The sequence below is a fragment of the Kineothrix alysoides genome (assembly GCF_000732725.1).
Lineage (GTDB): Bacteria > Bacillota > Clostridia > Lachnospirales > Lachnospiraceae > Kineothrix > Kineothrix alysoides.
The window spans coordinates 973,524-989,764 of the sequence record NZ_JPNB01000001.1; the positions used below are offsets into that span (position 1 = coordinate 973,524).

Annotated in this window: 16 protein-coding genes; 14 read left to right on the plus strand and 2 right to left on the minus strand. The window is 44.7% G+C overall.

The genetic code is table 11. From position 1 onward, the window contains the following. Genes CC90_RS0104695 through CC90_RS0104715 form a run of 5 tightly spaced genes read left to right on the plus strand, consistent with a single transcriptional unit; the run spans position 1 to position 4,760 of the window. A complete protein-coding gene (locus tag CC90_RS0104695) occupies positions 1 to 1,239 on the plus strand; it encodes a BaiN/RdsA family NAD(P)/FAD-dependent oxidoreductase (RefSeq protein WP_031389659.1) in 1,239 nt (412 codons plus the stop codon). Positions 1,240 to 1,263: 24 nt separating this feature from the next. Beyond that, positions 1,264 to 1,923, plus strand: coding sequence for a (d)CMP kinase (cmk, locus tag CC90_RS0104700; protein WP_031389660.1), 660 nt, complete (start codon positions 1,264 to 1,266; stop codon positions 1,921 to 1,923). A 35-nt stretch (positions 1,924 to 1,958) separates the two neighbouring features. Next, positions 1,959 to 2,825 carry a 4-hydroxy-3-methylbut-2-enyl diphosphate reductase gene (ispH, locus tag CC90_RS0104705; RefSeq protein WP_031389661.1) on the plus strand — a complete coding sequence of 289 codons (867 nt, stop codon included), beginning with the start codon at positions 1,959 to 1,961 and terminating at the stop codon, positions 2,823 to 2,825. Beyond that, complete coding sequence (gene rpsA, locus CC90_RS0104710) at positions 2,806 to 3,957, plus strand: 30S ribosomal protein S1 (protein WP_031389662.1); 1,152 nt, start codon at positions 2,806 to 2,808, stop codon at positions 3,955 to 3,957. Before ispH ends, rpsA begins: the two co-directional genes overlap by 20 nt. Positions 3,958 to 3,983: 26 nt before the next feature. Further along, complete coding sequence (locus CC90_RS0104715) at positions 3,984 to 4,760, plus strand: CheR family methyltransferase (RefSeq protein WP_031389663.1); 777 nt, start codon at positions 3,984 to 3,986, stop codon at positions 4,758 to 4,760. Between the two features lie 269 nt (positions 4,761 to 5,029). On the opposite strand, the gene CC90_RS0104720 is transcribed toward CC90_RS0104715, so the two are convergent. Next, a complete protein-coding gene (locus CC90_RS0104720; protein ID WP_031389664.1) occupies positions 5,030 to 6,133 on the minus strand; it encodes a ribonuclease H-like domain-containing protein in 1,104 nt (367 codons plus the stop codon). Positions 6,134 to 6,462: 329 nt separating this feature from the next. On the opposite strand from CC90_RS0104720, the gene rsxC reads away from it, so the two are divergent. From rsxC to CC90_RS22925, 7 genes are all read left to right on the plus strand, one after another. Continuing rightward, on the plus strand, positions 6,463 to 7,815 hold the full coding sequence (gene rsxC, locus CC90_RS0104725) for an electron transport complex subunit RsxC (RefSeq protein WP_031389665.1): 1,353 nt from the start codon (positions 6,463 to 6,465) through the stop codon (positions 7,813 to 7,815). Beyond that, a complete protein-coding gene (locus CC90_RS0104730) occupies positions 7,816 to 8,754 on the plus strand; it encodes an RnfABCDGE type electron transport complex subunit D (protein WP_031389666.1) in 939 nt (312 codons plus the stop codon). Next, entirely contained in the window at positions 8,747 to 9,409 is a 663-nt protein-coding gene (locus CC90_RS0104735) for an RnfABCDGE type electron transport complex subunit G (protein WP_035315160.1), read from the plus strand. Before CC90_RS0104730 ends, CC90_RS0104735 begins: the two co-directional genes overlap by 8 nt. After that, on the plus strand, positions 9,402 to 10,187 hold the full coding sequence (gene rsxE / locus CC90_RS0104740) for an electron transport complex subunit RsxE (protein ID WP_081905870.1): 786 nt from the start codon (positions 9,402 to 9,404) through the stop codon (positions 10,185 to 10,187). The genes CC90_RS0104735 and rsxE overlap by 8 nt, the downstream gene beginning before the upstream one ends. Before the next feature lie 7 nt (positions 10,188 to 10,194). Next, a complete protein-coding gene (gene rsxA, locus CC90_RS0104745; protein WP_031389669.1) occupies positions 10,195 to 10,770 on the plus strand; it encodes an electron transport complex subunit RsxA in 576 nt (191 codons plus the stop codon). Between the two features lie 12 nt (positions 10,771 to 10,782). Continuing rightward, the gene (locus tag CC90_RS0104750; protein ID WP_031389670.1) at positions 10,783 to 11,583 is read left to right on the plus strand and encodes an RnfABCDGE type electron transport complex subunit B; all 801 of its coding nucleotides are present in this window, start codon (positions 10,783 to 10,785) and stop codon (positions 11,581 to 11,583) included. Between the two features lie 147 nt (positions 11,584 to 11,730). Further along, positions 11,731 to 12,981: a glycoside hydrolase family 25 protein gene (locus tag CC90_RS22925; RefSeq protein ID WP_132038497.1), complete on the plus strand. Its 1,251-nt coding sequence runs from the start codon at positions 11,731 to 11,733 to the stop codon at positions 12,979 to 12,981. 1 nt (position 12,982) lies between these two features. Here the strand turns inward: CC90_RS22925 and CC90_RS0104760 are convergent, their stop codons facing one another. Next, positions 12,983 to 13,786: a hypothetical protein gene (locus tag CC90_RS0104760; protein ID WP_031389672.1), complete on the minus strand. Its 804-nt coding sequence runs from the start codon at positions 13,784 to 13,786 to the stop codon at positions 12,983 to 12,985. A gap of 219 nt (positions 13,787 to 14,005) precedes the next feature. Between CC90_RS0104760 and CC90_RS0104765 the strand changes: the two genes are divergently transcribed. Together CC90_RS0104765 and thrC are read left to right on the plus strand one after the other, a co-directional pair. Further along, on the plus strand, positions 14,006 to 14,632 hold the full coding sequence (locus CC90_RS0104765) for a cell wall hydrolase (RefSeq protein ID WP_031389673.1): 627 nt from the start codon (positions 14,006 to 14,008) through the stop codon (positions 14,630 to 14,632). 110 nt (positions 14,633 to 14,742) lie between these two features. Continuing rightward, on the plus strand, positions 14,743 to 16,233 hold the full coding sequence (gene thrC / locus CC90_RS0104770; protein WP_031389674.1) for a threonine synthase: 1,491 nt from the start codon (positions 14,743 to 14,745) through the stop codon (positions 16,231 to 16,233). The last annotated feature ends 8 nt before the right edge of the window (positions 16,234 to 16,241 follow it).

Genomic DNA, 16,241 nt, shown 5'->3' on the forward strand with positions numbered 1-16,241 from the left:
ATGAGCAGGATAATCGTAATAGGCGGAGGCGCTGCCGGTATGATGGCAGCCGTCGCGGCCGCGGAAAAAGGAAATCAGGTGCTTCTTTTTGAAAAAAATGAGAAGCTTGGAAAAAAGGTATATATAACGGGAAAAGGCAGATGTAACCTGACCAATGCCTGTGACATGGAAAGTTTATTCGGCAATGTAGTGACTAACGGGAAATTTTTATACAGCGCTTTTTATGGTTTCGATAATCAGGCAGCAATTCGTTTCTTCGAGGGAGCAGGCTGTAGGACGAAGATAGAGAGGGGAGAGAGGGTATTTCCCGTCTCAGACCATTCTTCGGATGTGATTGCCGCTTTGCACAGACAGTTGAATCGGTTAGGTGTGGATATAAGGCTGAACACTTCTGTTAAGACGTTAGTGACCAGGGAAGAGCGGGTAATCGGAGTAGTGACGCAGGACGGTGAGACGGAGCTTGCGGAAGCCGTTATCGTGTCTACGGGCGGGTTGTCCTATCCGGTCACGGGTTCTACGGGAGACGGCCATCGGATGGCGGAGGAAAAGGGACATTCCATAAAGCCCTGCTATCCGTCCTTAGTGCCGCTTGTAATAAAGGAAGACTGGTGTAAAGAACTTCAGGGGCTTTCATTAAAAAATGTAACGGTGGCCTTATGCCAGAACGGGAAAAAGGTATTCTATGAGGGTTTCGGAGAGATGCTTTTTACTCATTTCGGCGTGAGCGGGCCGCTGATCCTTAGTGCCAGCAGTTATTATACGGGGAGAAAAAGCAAAGAAAATACGTCCCTATATCTGGATTTAAAACCGGCGCTTAGCGCAGAGCAGTTGGATAAGCGGGTGCTTAGGGATTTTGAGGAGAACAAGAATAAACAGTTTAAGAATTCCCTTGCCGCATTATTTCCGGCGAAACTGATTCCGGTTATCATACGCTTGTCAGGAATCGACGGAGAAAAGAAGATTCATGAAATAACGAAAGAAGAAAGACTGCGTTTTGTTCATTTGATAAAACATATAGATATGACGGTAACTGGGACCCGGGAGTTTCAGGAGGCGATTATCACAAAGGGAGGTATCTCAGTGAAGGAAGTGAATCCTTCAACCATGGAATCCAAGTTGGTAAAGGGCTTATATTTTGCGGGAGAGATTCTGGATGTGGACGCGTTGACGGGAGGATTCAATTTACAAGTTGCCTGGTCTACGGGGTATCTGGCGGGAAGCAGCGCGGCAAATACCTGAAATAGGAATAGGAGGATGATTACGATGGGCTGCAGCATAGCGATAGATGGTCCTGCGGGAGCGGGAAAGAGTACGATAGCGAAGATGGTTGCCAAAAGAAAAGGATTCATCTATATAGATACGGGTGCGATGTACCGGGCGATGGCGCTTTATCTTCTTAGGAGCGGAATCGGAGCAGGGGAGCAGGAGAAAATAAGTGAAAAGTGCAAGGAAGCCGATATTACTATCCGGCATGAGAACGGAGAGCAGGTCGTCCTTTTAAACGGAGAAAACGTAAGCAGTCTGATCCGCACGGAGGAAGTGGGGAATATGGCTTCTGCAAGCAGTGTCAATAAGGATGTGAGAGAAAAGCTGGTGGAGCTCCAGCACAGGCTTGCGGACAGTGCGGATGTGGTAATGGATGGAAGGGATATCGGTACTTGCGTTCTGCCGGGAGCTGACGTAAAGGTGTACCTGACGGCGGACAGTTCGGTGCGCGCCAAGAGGCGTTTTGTGGAACTGTCGGCAAAGGGAGAGCACTGTGATTTGTCAAAGATAGAAAGAGATATTGTGGAGAGGGATGAGCGTGATATGAGCAGGGAGATTTCACCCCTGCGTCAGGCCGCGGATGCGGTGCTTGTGGATTCTTCGTCCATGACAATAGAGGAAGTGGCGGAGGTTATTTTAGAGTTGTGTGAAATGTGAAAAATTTTACACGTGAAAGGAAAAAGGCTGAAAAGATGGAAGTAATTATGGCTAAGAGCGCCGGCTTCTGCTTCGGTGTGAAGCGGGCGGTGGAAAGTGTTTATGAACAAATAGAAAAAGGCAAAAAGATATACACCTTCGGGCCTATCATTCATAATGAAGAGGTCGTAAAGGACCTGGAAGAAAAAGGTGTTCAGGTAATTAAGGATATGGAAGAACTTGGAACGATAACGGAGGGGACCGTTATCATACGCTCTCACGGAGTTTCCAAGGAGGTCTATGAGCTCATCGATAAGCAGGGGTTGGAATGTGTGGACGCTACCTGTCCCTTCGTAAAGCGGATACATAGAATCGTGGAAAAGGAAAGCGGTGAGGGAAAGCAAATCATTATCATAGGAAATCCAGGGCATCCCGAAGTGGAAGGAATCATGGGCTGGGCGGTAACTGAGACTATCGTCATGGAGTCTGAGAAAGAAGTGGAAGATTTCGTAAATGATAAAAATAATGGTGTATTGAAAAACGAAGAAATATGTATTGTTTCTCAAACGACATTTAACTACAACAAATTTAAAGATTTAGTTGAAATTTTCTCAAAAAGAGGTTACAATGTTAATGTTGTTAACACTATATGTAATGCAACAGAAGAACGGCAGACTGAGGCAAAACAGATTGCATCTCAGGTTCAAACCATGATTGTAATAGGGGGGACTCACAGCTCTAATACAAGAAAACTGTATGAAATTTGCAAAAAGGAATGTGAGAACACTTATTTTATACAGACACTGGATGACTTGCATTTAGAACTACCTAAAGCTGCTTCACCGGTCGGTATTACTGCCGGGGCATCGACCCCAAATAATATAATTGAGGAGGTTCAAAATTATGTCAGAATTAACTTTTGAACAAATGTTAGAGGAATCGTTTAAGACAATACATTCAGGAGAGGTAGTAGAAGGTACAGTCATTGATGTAAAGCCTGAAGAGATTATTCTCAATATTGGTTATAAATCAGATGGTATTTTAACGAGATATGAGTACACCAACGAACCCAATGTGGATTTGACAACAATCGCTAAGCAGGGCGATAAGATGGAAGTTAAGATACTCAAAGTAAATGACGGCGAGGGACAAGTTCTTTTAACCTATAAGAGACTTGCTGCTGACAGAGGCAATAAGAGAATCGAAGAAGCGTTTAATAACAAGGAAGTACTCACCGCAAAGGTTGCTCAGGTTTTAGATGGCGGTTTGAGCGTAGTAGTGGAAGAAGTAAGAATCTTTATTCCGGCAAGCCTTGTATCGGATGTCTATGAAAAAGATTTGTCCAAATATGCAGGTCAGGAAATTCAGTTTGTTATCAGCGAATACAATCCTAAGAGAAGAAGATATATCGGAGACCGCAAGCAGTTAATCGCTGCTGAAAAAGCGGAATTGCAGAAGAAGCTTTTCGAGACGATCAAAGAAGGCGACGTAGTGGAAGGCACGGTAAAGAATGTGACCGATTTCGGTGCATTTATCGACTTGGGCGGCGCTGACGGACTCCTCCATATTTCCGAAATGTCATGGGGCAGAGTGGAGAATCCGAAGAAGGTATTTAAAGTTGGCGATGTTGTAAAAGTATTGATTAAAGAAATTTCCGGAAATAAGATTGCATTAAGCCTTAAGTTTGACGACGCGAACCCTTGGAAGGCAGCTGCTGAAAAATATGCGGTAGGCAATGTGGTAACCGGAAGAGTAGCTAGAATGACTGATTTCGGAGCATTTATTGAATTGGAGCCCGGTGTGGATGCACTGCTTCACGTATCTCAGATTTCCAAGGATCATATCGAAAAACCTGCTGATGTTCTTAAGGTAGGCGAAGAGGTAACTGCTAAGGTGGTTGACTTCAATGATGGAGATAAGAAAATCAGCCTGAGCGTTAAGGCGATGTTCGCTCCCGAACCGAAGGAAGAAGAGGAAGCGTCCGATGAGGATGTAGTATCCGTGAACATCGAGGCAGTGATTGCCAGCGAACAGGAAGAGGCTTCCGAGGAATAAAAGAATAAATTACGGTAGGTAAGGCTATGGCTTATGACTATGAATGGTTCAAAACGGCAGTTTATAATTTAACCAAAATTGATTTAAGCTCTTATAAAGAGAAGCAGATGAAGCGCCGTATCGATACGTTGATAGCCAAAAATAATGTGGTCGGATATGATAAGTATATTGCATATATCAAAGAGAATCGTGTCAAGTTCGAAGAATTTGTTAACTATCTTACGATTAATGTATCCGAATTCTATCGCAATCCCGACCAATGGCAGGTCTTAGAAAAGGAGATTATTCCTGAACTGGTAACTAAGTTCGGCAAGAATCTGAAGATATGGAGCGCGGCGTGTTCTACTGGAGATGAACCCTATTCCCTCGTAATGGCACTGTCCAGACATATTCCGTTAGAACAGATAAAAGTGTATGCGACGGACTTGGACAAGCAGGTTATCGCCAAAGCGAAGTTAGGCTTGTATTCGGACAAGAGCATATCAAACGTGCCGGAGGATTTGAAGAAGAAATATTTTACGAAGATTGGCTTATCTTATCAAATATCGGAGGATATTAAGAAGCGTGTGGAATTCGGTGAGCATAATTTACTGAAGGATTCTTATCGCGACGGGTGGCACATGATTATTTGCCGCAACGTTCTGATATATTTTACGGAGGAAGCGAAGGACGAGGTATTCGTTAAGTTCCAGAAGGCGTTGGCGAATAAGGGAATTTTATTTATTGGCAGTACAGAGCAAATCATCAATTATAAAGACATGGGATACGGCAGAAGGAATTCTTTCTTTTACGAAAAACCATAAAGATAAAACGTACTGTTCGCACAGTAGCTTGACACTTGCTGTTAAGCTACGTAAGAACGTGATGCAAGAGATGGTTTCTGCTTCGCGGAGCGAATTTTAATGCAAAATGTTTGCATTGCAGAAATCATGCGTTACTGAGAACGGAGTGAACAGTAACGATAAAACTACTGAATTAACAGGAAGGTATTGTTAATTCAGTAGTTTTTTATGTAAGCAGGAAAGTGCGCCGATTACAAAACCAATAGATGAGCAGCACACTTTTATTCATTTTAGTATGATTGTTCAATCATATTAAGTATGTGGGCGGCATATTTTGCAAATAGTGGACGCTCCTTTTTCATTTCCTCAGTCAGTTCGAAAAATGTTTCCTTATCTTTATAATCTCTCTTGAAGAAAGGCTCGAACAAAATATCCCACTGGGGCAGATACGAGGACAGTTTGCGGGTATAGCAGGTTGCCGCGGAGGCCTGTATCCGGTGGTCCTTGTCTACGAAGGAAGCTACTGACTTATGGATAGCAGTATCCTCTTCCGGAAGGTAATAATAGCTCTTATAATTGGAATAGTAATACTTCATCTCCTCCTCATAGAGCGGGATGCGAAGGGTACCTTCCAATCCCTCGCCCCTGAAATAGCAGCCGTTAGAGGTGCCGGAAAGAGAACTGGGAAGAGGGGACGGCAGGATCAGCTTCATAAGGATCTCCTGATGCTGTTTGCCGTTTATATCGCGGTAATAATTCGCCTGTACTTTTTTGGGTATCAAGGGCGAATGAAAGAGGTCGTAATAGGAAAGAATCGGGAGGATCCGAAGCATACCCTTCATGTCGTCGGCATTGTGAAGGGTAAGGGCCTGCAAGGCGTAATCGGTAGGGTTCTTTACATAAGTATGGTACACACTGATCAATTCTCCGCCGTCGAAGGTGTCTTCTCTGGCGATGCCAAGATATTGCTCCAACGTCTTTAATTTACAGTTGGGCAGCTTTAAAAAGCCTTTATAAGGAGAAACCCTTCTATAGATATCGATACCTTCGAAACGATTGAAATGATAAGGCAAATGATGCTGTTTACATTTTTGCAGCAGATAGGGAAGATCAAAATTATTTCCGTTAAAGTGGATTAAATGGGTGTAGCTGCCGGCATATTGGAAAAAGGCGGACAGAATATCAGCTTCTTCCTCGTAAGTATTAGCGAACCATTGTTTGACATACCAGCTTCCAGCTTCATAGTAGGCGGCTCCTATTAGGTAAAGAGAGGAGCTTTTTGCTGTGAATCCGGTGGTTTCTATATCTATGAAAAGTATTTTTTCAAGGGGAGCAATTTTTTCGAGGGGATAGTTAAAAGTATCAAAATGAATGGTTTGACGTAAAATTCTCATATGGCTCCTTTCGTCCAAAACGGACAGATTACTAATAAATTATTGTTACAGTTCAGCCCTCGGCTAAACTGCAACATATATGCACACAAAATGCGATAAAACTGCATTTTGACGCTTACAGCCCTCGCAAAATTGCATAGAGACGCAATTTTGGCATCGCGGTATTGAAGGCTGAACTGTTACAAATTCTTCATATCTTCCTTTGGTTATAATAACATGTTTTTGCAAAATGCAGTAGCATTTTTTGTAGAAAAATAGTATATTGATAAGTGCCGGGGCTGTCGTTTGAGGAGGCAGTCCTGCGAATCCAAGAGAAAGAAGGGTGACAAATGGCGAAATTAACATTTGCGGGCGGTATACATCCCTACGACGGTAAAGACATGTCCAAGGATAAACCGATGAAAGCAGTACTGCCTAAGGGAGATTTGGTATATCCTTTATCCCAGCATATCGGGGTGCCGGCGGTGCCTATCGTTAAAAAAGGCGATAGAGTGCTTGCGGGACAGAAAATCGCGGAGGCTTCCGGTTATGTGTCCGCTCCTGTTTATGCGACGGTTTCAGGTACAGTCAAGGTGATTGAGCCTAGACGGGTAGTGACCGGAGACAGCATAATGAGCATTATAGTAGAAAATGATGAAAAGTATGAAGAGATGGAATATTTGGCGATCGATTCCTATCAGGAGTTGACGAAGGAAGAAATCGTTGGACGAATAAAGGAAGCAGGCGTAGTTGGTATGGGAGGTGCGGGCTTTCCCACCTTCATAAAGCTTTCGCCCGGGGAGCCGGAAAAAATAGATTATATCATTGCTAATTGTGCGGAGTGTGAGCCCTATCTTACTTCCGATTACCGGAGGATGATAGAGGAACCGGAAAAAATCGTAGAAGGGCTTAAAATCATATTGAGCCTGTTCGATAATGCGCGGGCGATTCTGGCGGTAGAGGATAACAAGCCGGACTGCATCGAACTATTGAAAAAGCTGACCAAAAATGAAAAGCGTATTAGTGTAAAGGCCTTAAAGACGAAATATCCGCAGGGAGCGGAACGGCAGATTATTTATGCGACTACCGGAAGGAGCATTAATTCAAAGATGCTTCCGTCGGACGCAGGTTGTATCGTGGATAACGTGGATACTATCGTTGCGGTTTACCATGCAGTCATGAGGGGAATGCCTCTGATGCAAAGGATAGTGACGGTAACGGGAGATGCTGTTTCAGATCCGCGCAATTTCCTTGTGCGGATAGGGACGAGCTACAGGGAGCTGGTTGACGAGGCAGGAGGTTTTAAGAAGCTGCCGGCTAAAATTGTCTCCGGAGGGCCTATGATGGGCTTTAGTATTTTCGATTTGGATGTACCGACTACCAAAACGGCATCGGCGCTTCTTTGTATGACTCAGGACGAGGTCTCTCAGATGCAGCAGGGGGCGTGTATTAACTGCGGAAAATGCGTGGAGGTATGTCCGGGCAGGATTGTGCCCAAAATGTTGTCGGATTACGCGGAGCATTACAACGAAGAAGCATTCCTTAAGCATCAGGGAATGGAGTGCTGTGAATGCGGCTGCTGCAGTTACGTATGTCCGGCGAGAAAGCCGCTGACCCAGACGATAAAGTCCATGCGGAAAATACAGCTTGCTAAAAAGTCAGGAAAAGCAAATGAGGAAAAGAAGAAGCAGGAGGTAGGATAAGTGAGTGAGTTGATGAAGGTGTCCTCCAATCCCCATGTGAGGTCCAAGGTAACCACGAGCAGCATTATGCTCGCTGTTGTCATAGCGCTGCTTCCCGCCGCGGGCTTCGGTATCTATAATTTTGGAATAGACGCACTGATTTTAATAGGGGTGACGGTGGCAGCTGCCGTTCTTACGGAATATACATACGAAAAGCTGATGAATAAACCGGTGACGATTGGAGACTATTCGGCGGTAGTTACCGGACTTTTGCTGGCGCTTAACCTTCCGTCTTCTGCTCCCTGGTGGATTGGCGCAGTCGGCGGTATATTCGCTATTTTAGTAGTAAAGATGCTGTTTGGCGGTTTGGGGCAGAACTTTATGAACCCGGCGCTGGCGGCGAGATGTTTTTTGCTCATTTCCTTTACCCCCATCATGAATAACTTCGAGGTGGATGCTTACAGCGGAGCAACCCCTCTTTCTCTTATAAGAAACGGGGAAAACGTAAATATTCTGGATATGATTATAGGCAGGACGGCGGGAACCATAGGAGAAACCTCCATGATAGCTATTGTGGCGGGCGCCTGCTTTTTAATTTTGCTGGGTATTATCGATTTAAAGGTACCGGGCAGCTATATCATAAGCTTTATTATATTCCTATGCCTGTTCGGCGGTCATGGAGCAGATCCGGTCTATATCAGTGCGCAGCTTGCAGGCGGCGGCTTGATGCTGGGTGCATTTTTCATGGCGACAGACTATGTGACTCGCCCTATTACGAAGAAGGGGCAGTATGTCTATGGAATTATTCTGGGCGTGCTGACGGGTATATTCCGTTTGTTCGGACCGTCGGCGGAGGGCGTCTCCTATGCGATTATTATAGGAAACCTTTTAGTCCCTCTGATTGAAAAAATGACTTTCCCTAAGGCGTTTGGTACAAAAGGAGGGAAAGTGCATGAATGATTATATAAAAGGAATGTTGAAGGACACTTTTATACTCTTTATCATTACGTTGGCGGCAGGCCTTATTCTGGGCGTGGTGTATCAGGTGACGAAGGAACCGATTGCGGCACAGAAGGAGAAGGTGAGGCAGGAGGCTTGCAAAGAGGTCTTTTCGGAGGCGGAAACCTTTGAGACCGTCCAGACGGCGCAGGCGGAGGATGGCTGGGTGCTTCAAAAGGGTGAATTGGGCTTTGAAGCAGTAGACATCGATGAAGTTATGAAGGCTTCGGATGCAGAGCATAATATGTTAGGTTATGTTATTACGGTAACCGATCACGAGGGCTATAGCGGGGATATTCAGTTCATGCTGGGCATTCGGAGTGATGGCACCTTAAATGGAATCTCCATTTTGTCCATATCGGAGACAGCGGGGCTGGGTATGCGTGCGGAAGAAGTACTAAAGCCTCAATTTGAGGGCAAAAAGGTGGAAGTCTTCGAATATACGAAAACGGAAGCCCGGGGAGAGAATCAAATCGATGCAATCAGCGGAGCTACGATTACAACAAATGCAGTTACGAATGGTGTAAATGCCGGGCTTAATTATTTCCGTACCGTTCTGAAGGATATTCCTGTCAAAGATAGGAACAGCATGGAAGGAGGAAGCGGCAATGAATAGTGTAAATGAAAGGCTTTTCAACGGGCTGGTAAAAGAAAATCCTACTTTCGTGCTTATGCTTGGAATGTGTCCGACCCTGGCGGTAACGACTTCCGCGATTAATGGTTTGGGCATGGGACTGACAACAATGGCAGTGCTGGCGCTCAGCAATATGTTTATTTCGCTGCTTAGGAATATCATTCCGGATAAGGTGAGAATTCCGGCGTTTATCGTTGTGATAGCATCCTTCGTTACGATGATGGAGCTTCTTTTGGAGGGTTTCCTTCCGTCGTTATACGATGCGCTCGGAATATACATACCACTCATTGTAGTTAACTGCATTATTTTGGGAAGGGCTGAGGCTTATGCCTCGAAGAACCCTGTTATCCCTTCTTTTTTTGACGGCGTGGGAATGGGACTGGGATTTTCTTTTGCCCTCACTTGTATCGGTGCAGTGAGGGAAATAATAGGAGCGGGGGAAATATTCGGATATCATATTATGCCGGAGGCTTACGTACCGTGTACTATTTTCATCATGGCTCCCGGCGCGTTCTTCGTCCTGGCAGCTCTTACGGCTATTCAGAATAAGATTAAGATAAACGGCGCAAAAAAGGGAAGAGATGTGTCTAACATTCAGTCGGGCTGCAGCGAGGACTGTATGGACTGTGACAGTGCGGGTTGCAGCCACCGGTTTTATGACACCTCCAAGCGTACTGATAAGAAAGAAATAGGAGAAATAGAAATTACTGAAATAACGGATGACACAGTGGGAAAGGGGGATGAAGCGAATGATTATTGATATAAATATCAAGGAGTTACTCATTATTCTGGTAGGCTCTTCCCTTGTGAGCAATGTTGTCCTCAGCCAGTTTTTAGGCTTATGCCCGTTTTTAGGAGTTTCGAAGAAGACGGATACGGCTGCGGGAATGGGAATATCGGTTATTTTTGTCATAACGCTGGCCTCCGCTGTATCGGGAGTGATTTATAAGTATGTTCTTCAGGCGCTTAATATTACGTATTTGCAGACTATCGTATTCATCCTCGTTATAGCGGCGCTTGTTCAGTTTGTGGAGATGTTCCTTAAGAAATTCATGCCCTCCCTTTACCAGTCACTCGGCGTATATTTGCCGCTGATTACGACAAATTGTGCGGTGCTTGGCATCGCTCTCGTGAACGTTCAGAAGAAATACGATATTCTTACCGGCATTGTCAACGGATTTGCAACCTCGGTAGGATTTACGATTGCAATTCTGATATTGGCAGGCATACGCGAGAAGATGGAATATAATGATATACCGGAATCCTTTAAAGGAATGCCTATCGTGCTTATAACGGCAGGGCTTATGGCAATTGCTTTTTGCGGATTTTCAGGCTTGTTGTAGGAGGTATGCGGGATGAGTACAGTCAGTGTTGTAATCGCCATGGCGATCGTGGGAGGAAGCGGGCTTTTTATCGGTCTGTTTCTAGGAATTGCAGCGATTAAGTTCAGGGTAAATGTGGATGAAAGAGAAGAGGCGGTGCTGGCAGCACTGCCCGGAAATAACTGCGGAGGCTGTGGTTTTCCCGGCTGTTCCGGCCTGGCTTTAGCCATTGTCAAAGGAGAGGCTGCGGTAGATGCCTGTCCGGTAGGCGGAGAGGCAGTAGGCAAGGTTATCGCCGGAATCATGGGAGTGGAAGCTCAGGAGACGGTAAGAAAGGCGGCTTTTGTAAAATGTCAGGGAGACCTTGATAAAACTGCGATGGATTACGAATATTTTGGAGCGCAGGACTGCCGAATGCTGACTTTTGTGCCAAACGGCGGCCCTAAATCATGTAACTATGGCTGCCTTGGAGGCGGAAGCTGCGTTAAGGTTTGCCCTTTTGATGCGATTCATGTAGTGAATGGAGTAGCGGTGGTGGATAGGGAAGCATGCATGGCTTGCGGGAAATGCGTGGAGGTATGTCCGAAGTCTTTGATCGAGCTGATACCCTACGACGCTAAATATGTGGTGGCTTGTAATTCCAAGGACAAGGGTCAGGATACCTCCAGGAAATGTATGGTGGGTTGTATCGGCTGCCAGCTCTGCAAGAAAAACTGCCCTTCGGAAGCGGTGGATGTGGTAGATTTTAACGCTGCTATCGATTACGAAAAATGTACCGAATGCGGCATCTGCATGGAGAAGTGTCCGAAAAAGACTATTTTGAGAAGAGCATAGAAAGGGTATAGGAAAAAGCGCATATACTTGCGCACTGCCCTATTTCATGTTAAATTATTAGTGAAGAGAATAACGGAAGATATCAATGATACTTATATCAATGATATTTATATTAATGATATAAAATCATGGAAAAGAAGTGATGCGATGAGATTACCGGGAGAAAATGACGATATAGGGGCGAAGCTCTCTGCAAAATATGTGATAATAGGCGTTAGCCTGAGTGCACTGCTGATTCTTGGGGTCGTATTTTTTGCGAAGCAGGGACAGACATCTTTGACGAAGCCTACGGCTGGGACGGCTAAAGATACGGCAGTTATGGCGGTAGAGCACTCAGATACAAGTGTGACGGAGGACAGCGCGCAGTCCGCCTCAGAGAAACAGCCGGATTTTGCAGTGAACGGCAGCGCCAGCAGGATGAAGAACATCGAGAGGCTGTATGCGGAGAATAAGCTGACGGCTTCGGATTTGGATTTTTGGGATATGTATCCGAAAAATGAACCGGAATTTGTAAGCGGTTCGAAAGAAGAGACATCCGAAGCGGAGGATTCCAAGAATTCGCAGACGGAGAACGATAAATATTCCCAATATGACGAAGAGCAGCAGGAGCTGCCCGAAAATGATGGAAAGCATACGCTGATCACATATGCCAATGGCTCAGAAGAATGGGTGCTGATCAATCCCTATCTGGAGAAGAACACCTACGATTTCACGAATCTTAAGATGAAATCTGACAAGATGGCTTACTATCAGGAAGGAAAGAGCGTTTCTTATCTGGGAGCGGATGTGTCCAAGTATAACGAAGAGGTGGATTTCGCCAGCTTAAAGGAAGCGGGAATCGACTTTGTTATGATACGTCTGGGAGCCAGAGGCTATGGCAGCGGTCAGATCGTGCTGGATGAAAAATTCGCGGATAATATCGCAAAGGCTTCGGAAGCGGGGCTGGACATCGGCGTTTACTTTTTCTCACAGGCCATTACGTCGGATGAGGCGATAGAAGAAGCGAACTTCGTCATACAAAATCTGCAGAATCTACAGAACCTGAACAATTATAAGATAACTTACCCTATTGCCTTCGATATGGAATATGTGAAGAATGATAAGGCAAGAATAGAAGCGTTGTCCAGAGACCAGAAGACTACGATAACGAAGGCCTTTTTGGACACTATAAAAAATTCGGGTTATAAACCGATGATTTATGGAACGAAGGAATGGCTGATCAAGCAGGTCGACCTGACAAAGCTGACCGGTTATGATATCTGGCTGTCCCAGCAGGAGGATGTGCCGGATTATCCGTATCAGTTCCAGATGTGGCAGTATACGTTGGAGGGTAAGGTGAACGGAGCGATAGGCGACATCGATTTGAACATCAGTTTTATCGATTATTCGGAGAAATAGGTTATGGCTCCGCAGGAGAAAGTTCGGATAGCTTTGAAGAAATTTTAAGCTTTGAATATATATCGGCATAGGCAGCAGGAGAAAGCCCTTCGATGTAGTTAAGGGAATAATTGCGGTCTATGCCGTTTCTTTTTAAGACGTCTACGGCCTTGTTATAGGCGATAGCAGCTTCTTCCTCCGTATGGTAGATGCCTACCACGTAATTGCTTTTTATGTGGATACGCACCTTGTATTTCATGCCCTTTGCAGAGGGAATATGGGTGATTCCATGAAAACGGTTGCGGATCTCAATATTTTCATAACGAAAATCGGTAGGATCCCCGTTTATAAACCGGTAATCTTTATCGGCCACTGCGTAATTTTTTATACCGTAGCGGTTGAGGATATTAACTTGCATCCCGTAGTCGGCAACGAAAAGATGGCTTCCTCTCCTCATGATTTTACGGGAGGAATAATAAAATAAATCATCGATATCGAATTTGAGAATATAGGTGGGAGAATAATAGTATAAAAAATATTTCTTCCGCATGTAGATAGGGGTAGAAAAATAAAGTCCGTTATCCCGGAAATTCAGAAGACAGACCCATTTTTCAAATGCTAAAAGGGAATCCGGAGAATAGTCATCCACGGTTACAGAGCCTGATTTGATGAGAAGCTGCGCCTCTTTATAGGCGAGGTGAGCCGTTGCTTCCAAGTCATAGCTTCCGAGACTTATATGCTTTTCTCTAAAAGTGATAGAAGCGCGGTAATAGATGGAGTTGTTTTTTTTCTTTGCGGCATATACGCCGGGCAGTTTTTTTCCCATGGCACCCCTCGGTTTATAGTATAAAAAGCATTATTTTCTCATAATTTGTCATAATTTTATCCTAAGTATAACATTTTAGAAAAAAGAATACAAATTTAGAAATATTTTCAGCACTCTTTGTATAAAATATTAAAGAACTGTTACATTTGTGTGACAAGAATAAAAGTCATGAACTTAAGCAACCGAAGATTCATGAAAATAAAAAGAGGAATTGAAAATATGAAGACGTACAAAAAGAATATGACCATATTGTTGCTATGTAATGTGATTCTCGCTGTAACTTGGTTTAATGTGAAGGAATTGCAGATTAACAGAATTGCGGCAACACCGGCATTTCAAATCCGCTTTATGGAAGATCAGGCGTGCCTGGATGCGGCCACCTTTATCCGCATGGTGACGAGAGCGTCGTCAGGACAGAGAGTAGTAGACTATAATGTCATCGAGAGAAAAGCAAAATATACGCTGTCCAAGGAGGATTATGAGGTACTTTTAAAAATCGTGGAGGCAGAAGCAGGATGTGAGGACGTTACAGGTAAGATGCTGGTTGCCGGAGTGGTAATGAACAGGGTGGAAAGCGGCAAATTCCCTGATACTGTGAAAGGCGTCGTATTCCAGAGAGAAAACGGGGTCGCCCAGTTTTCACCTATTGCGGACGGAAGATATGATAAGGTGACCGTTAGCGAGGAAACAAAGGAAGCGGTGGAAAAGGTGCTGTATGGAGAGGACATTACGAAGGGGGCACTTTATTTTGCGTCGAGGAAGTATGCGGACCCTGAGAAAATGAAATGGTTCGATAACAGCCTTACTTTGTTATTCTCTTATGGTGGACATGAATTTTTCTCATGACTTCTCATGACATGGCGTTGCACGGATATGAAATATATGTTATACTTATTAACCGATAACAGCGTCTCGCGCAAGGGACTCTAAGATAAAAAGAGCTGAGAGGTGGCACAATGGAAGTATTATATAACAGCACGAGAAATAACGGCATACAGGTAAAGGCATCGGAGGCTATTTTAAAGGGTATATCGGAGGATGGGGGCTTATTTGTTCCTGATCATATACCGGCACTTGATAAGAGTTTGAAGGAACTGGCAGGTATGACCTATCAGGAAGTGGCCTATGAGGTCATGAAGCTATATCTGACGGATTTTACGGAGGAGGAGCTGAAGAACTGCATCGGACATGCATATGATTCGAAATTTGATGCGGAAGCTATCGCCCCGTTAGTGAGCGCGGATAAGGCTTATTATCTCGAACTGTTTCATGGAGCTACTATTGCTTTTAAGGATATGGCATTGTCCATCCTGCCCCATTTAATGACCACAGCAGCGAAAAAGAATAATGTAAAAAATGAAATTGTCATTCTCACAGCGACTTCGGGAGATACGGGTAAAGCGGCGCTTGAAGGGTTTGCAGACGTGGAAGGTACGAAGATTATCGTATTTTACCCTAAAAACGGCGTAAGCCCAATCCAAGAGAAACAAATGGTGACGCAGAAGGGCGATAATACATACGTGGTTGGTATTCATGGGAATTTCGATGACGCTCAGACCGGAGTGAAGCGTATCTTTGCGGATAAAGAGCTTGCAAAGAGAATGGACGGGCAGGGCTGTCAGTTTTCCTCCGCCAACTCCATCAATATAGGCCGTCTTGTTCCCCAGATCGTGTATTACGTATATGCTTACGCGACACTTCTTGCAGAAGAGAAGATAGCAGAGGGCGAGAAGATTAATGTAGTGGTTCCTACCGGCAATTTCGGCAATATTCTTGCGGCGTTTTATGCCAAGAATATGGGACTTCCCATCGACAAGCTGATTTGTGCCTCCAATGACAACAAGGTTCTTTATGATTTCTTCAAGACCGGTGTATATGATAGAAACAGAGAATTCGTTTTGACCAGTTCTCCTTCGATGGATATTCTTATTTCCAGTAATTTGGAGCGGTTGATATATCAAATAGCAGAAAATGACGGAGACAAGACCGCACAGCTTATGAAGGCTTTAAGCGGGGACGGCAAATATGAGATTACGGACCCGATGAGAGCACTTCTGGCAGACTTCTACGGAAATTATGCTTCGGAGCAGGAGACCGCGGATACCATCAAGGCTTTGTACGAGAAGACAGGCTATGTCATCGACACGCATACTGCGGTTGCAGCCTGTGTATATGGAAAATATAAGGAGGAGACCGGGGACGAGACTTCTGCGGTTATTGCGTCTACGGCAAGTCCCTTCAAGTTTACGAGAAGCGTAATGAATGCAATCGATGAGAAATATGATAGAATGTCGGATTTCGAGCTGGTGGATGAGCTGTCTGCACTGGCGAATGTAGCAGTGCCCGAGGCCATTGAGGAAATAAAATCCGCGCCGGTGGTCCATGATTATGTCTGCGATAAAGAAGAGATGCAAAAAACGGTGGAAGAGTTCTTAAAGCTTAAATAAGGAGCGAA

Excerpts from the sequence above, each read along its gene's own strand:
- CC90_RS0104695 (WP_031389659.1), top strand. The coding sequence starts at position 1 with ATGAGCAGGATAATCGTAATAGGCGGAGGCGCTGCCGGTATGATGGCA.
- cmk (WP_031389660.1), top strand. The coding sequence starts at position 1,264 with ATGGGCTGCAGCATAGCGATAGATGGTCCTGCGGGAGCGGGAAAGAGT.
- ispH (WP_031389661.1), top strand. The coding sequence starts at position 1,959 with ATGGAAGTAATTATGGCTAAGAGCGCCGGCTTCTGCTTCGGTGTGAAG.
- rpsA (WP_031389662.1), top strand. The coding sequence starts at position 2,806 with ATGTCAGAATTAACTTTTGAACAAATGTTAGAGGAATCGTTTAAGACA.
- CC90_RS0104715 (WP_031389663.1), top strand. The coding sequence starts at position 3,984 with ATGGCTTATGACTATGAATGGTTCAAAACGGCAGTTTATAATTTAACC.
- CC90_RS0104720 (WP_031389664.1), bottom strand. The coding sequence starts at position 6,133 with ATGAGAATTTTACGTCAAACCATTCATTTTGATACTTTTAACTATCCC.
- rsxC (WP_031389665.1), top strand. The coding sequence starts at position 6,463 with ATGGCGAAATTAACATTTGCGGGCGGTATACATCCCTACGACGGTAAA.
- CC90_RS0104735 (WP_035315160.1), top strand. The coding sequence starts at position 8,747 with ATGAATGATTATATAAAAGGAATGTTGAAGGACACTTTTATACTCTTT.
- rsxE (WP_081905870.1), top strand. The coding sequence starts at position 9,402 with ATGAATAGTGTAAATGAAAGGCTTTTCAACGGGCTGGTAAAAGAAAAT.
- CC90_RS0104750 (WP_031389670.1), top strand. The coding sequence starts at position 10,783 with ATGAGTACAGTCAGTGTTGTAATCGCCATGGCGATCGTGGGAGGAAGC.
- CC90_RS22925 (WP_132038497.1), top strand. The coding sequence starts at position 11,731 with ATGAGATTACCGGGAGAAAATGACGATATAGGGGCGAAGCTCTCTGCA.
- CC90_RS0104760 (WP_031389672.1), bottom strand. The coding sequence starts at position 13,786 with ATGGGAAAAAAACTGCCCGGCGTATATGCCGCAAAGAAAAAAAACAAC.
- CC90_RS0104765 (WP_031389673.1), top strand. The coding sequence starts at position 14,006 with ATGAAGACGTACAAAAAGAATATGACCATATTGTTGCTATGTAATGTG.
- thrC (WP_031389674.1), top strand. The coding sequence starts at position 14,743 with ATGGAAGTATTATATAACAGCACGAGAAATAACGGCATACAGGTAAAG.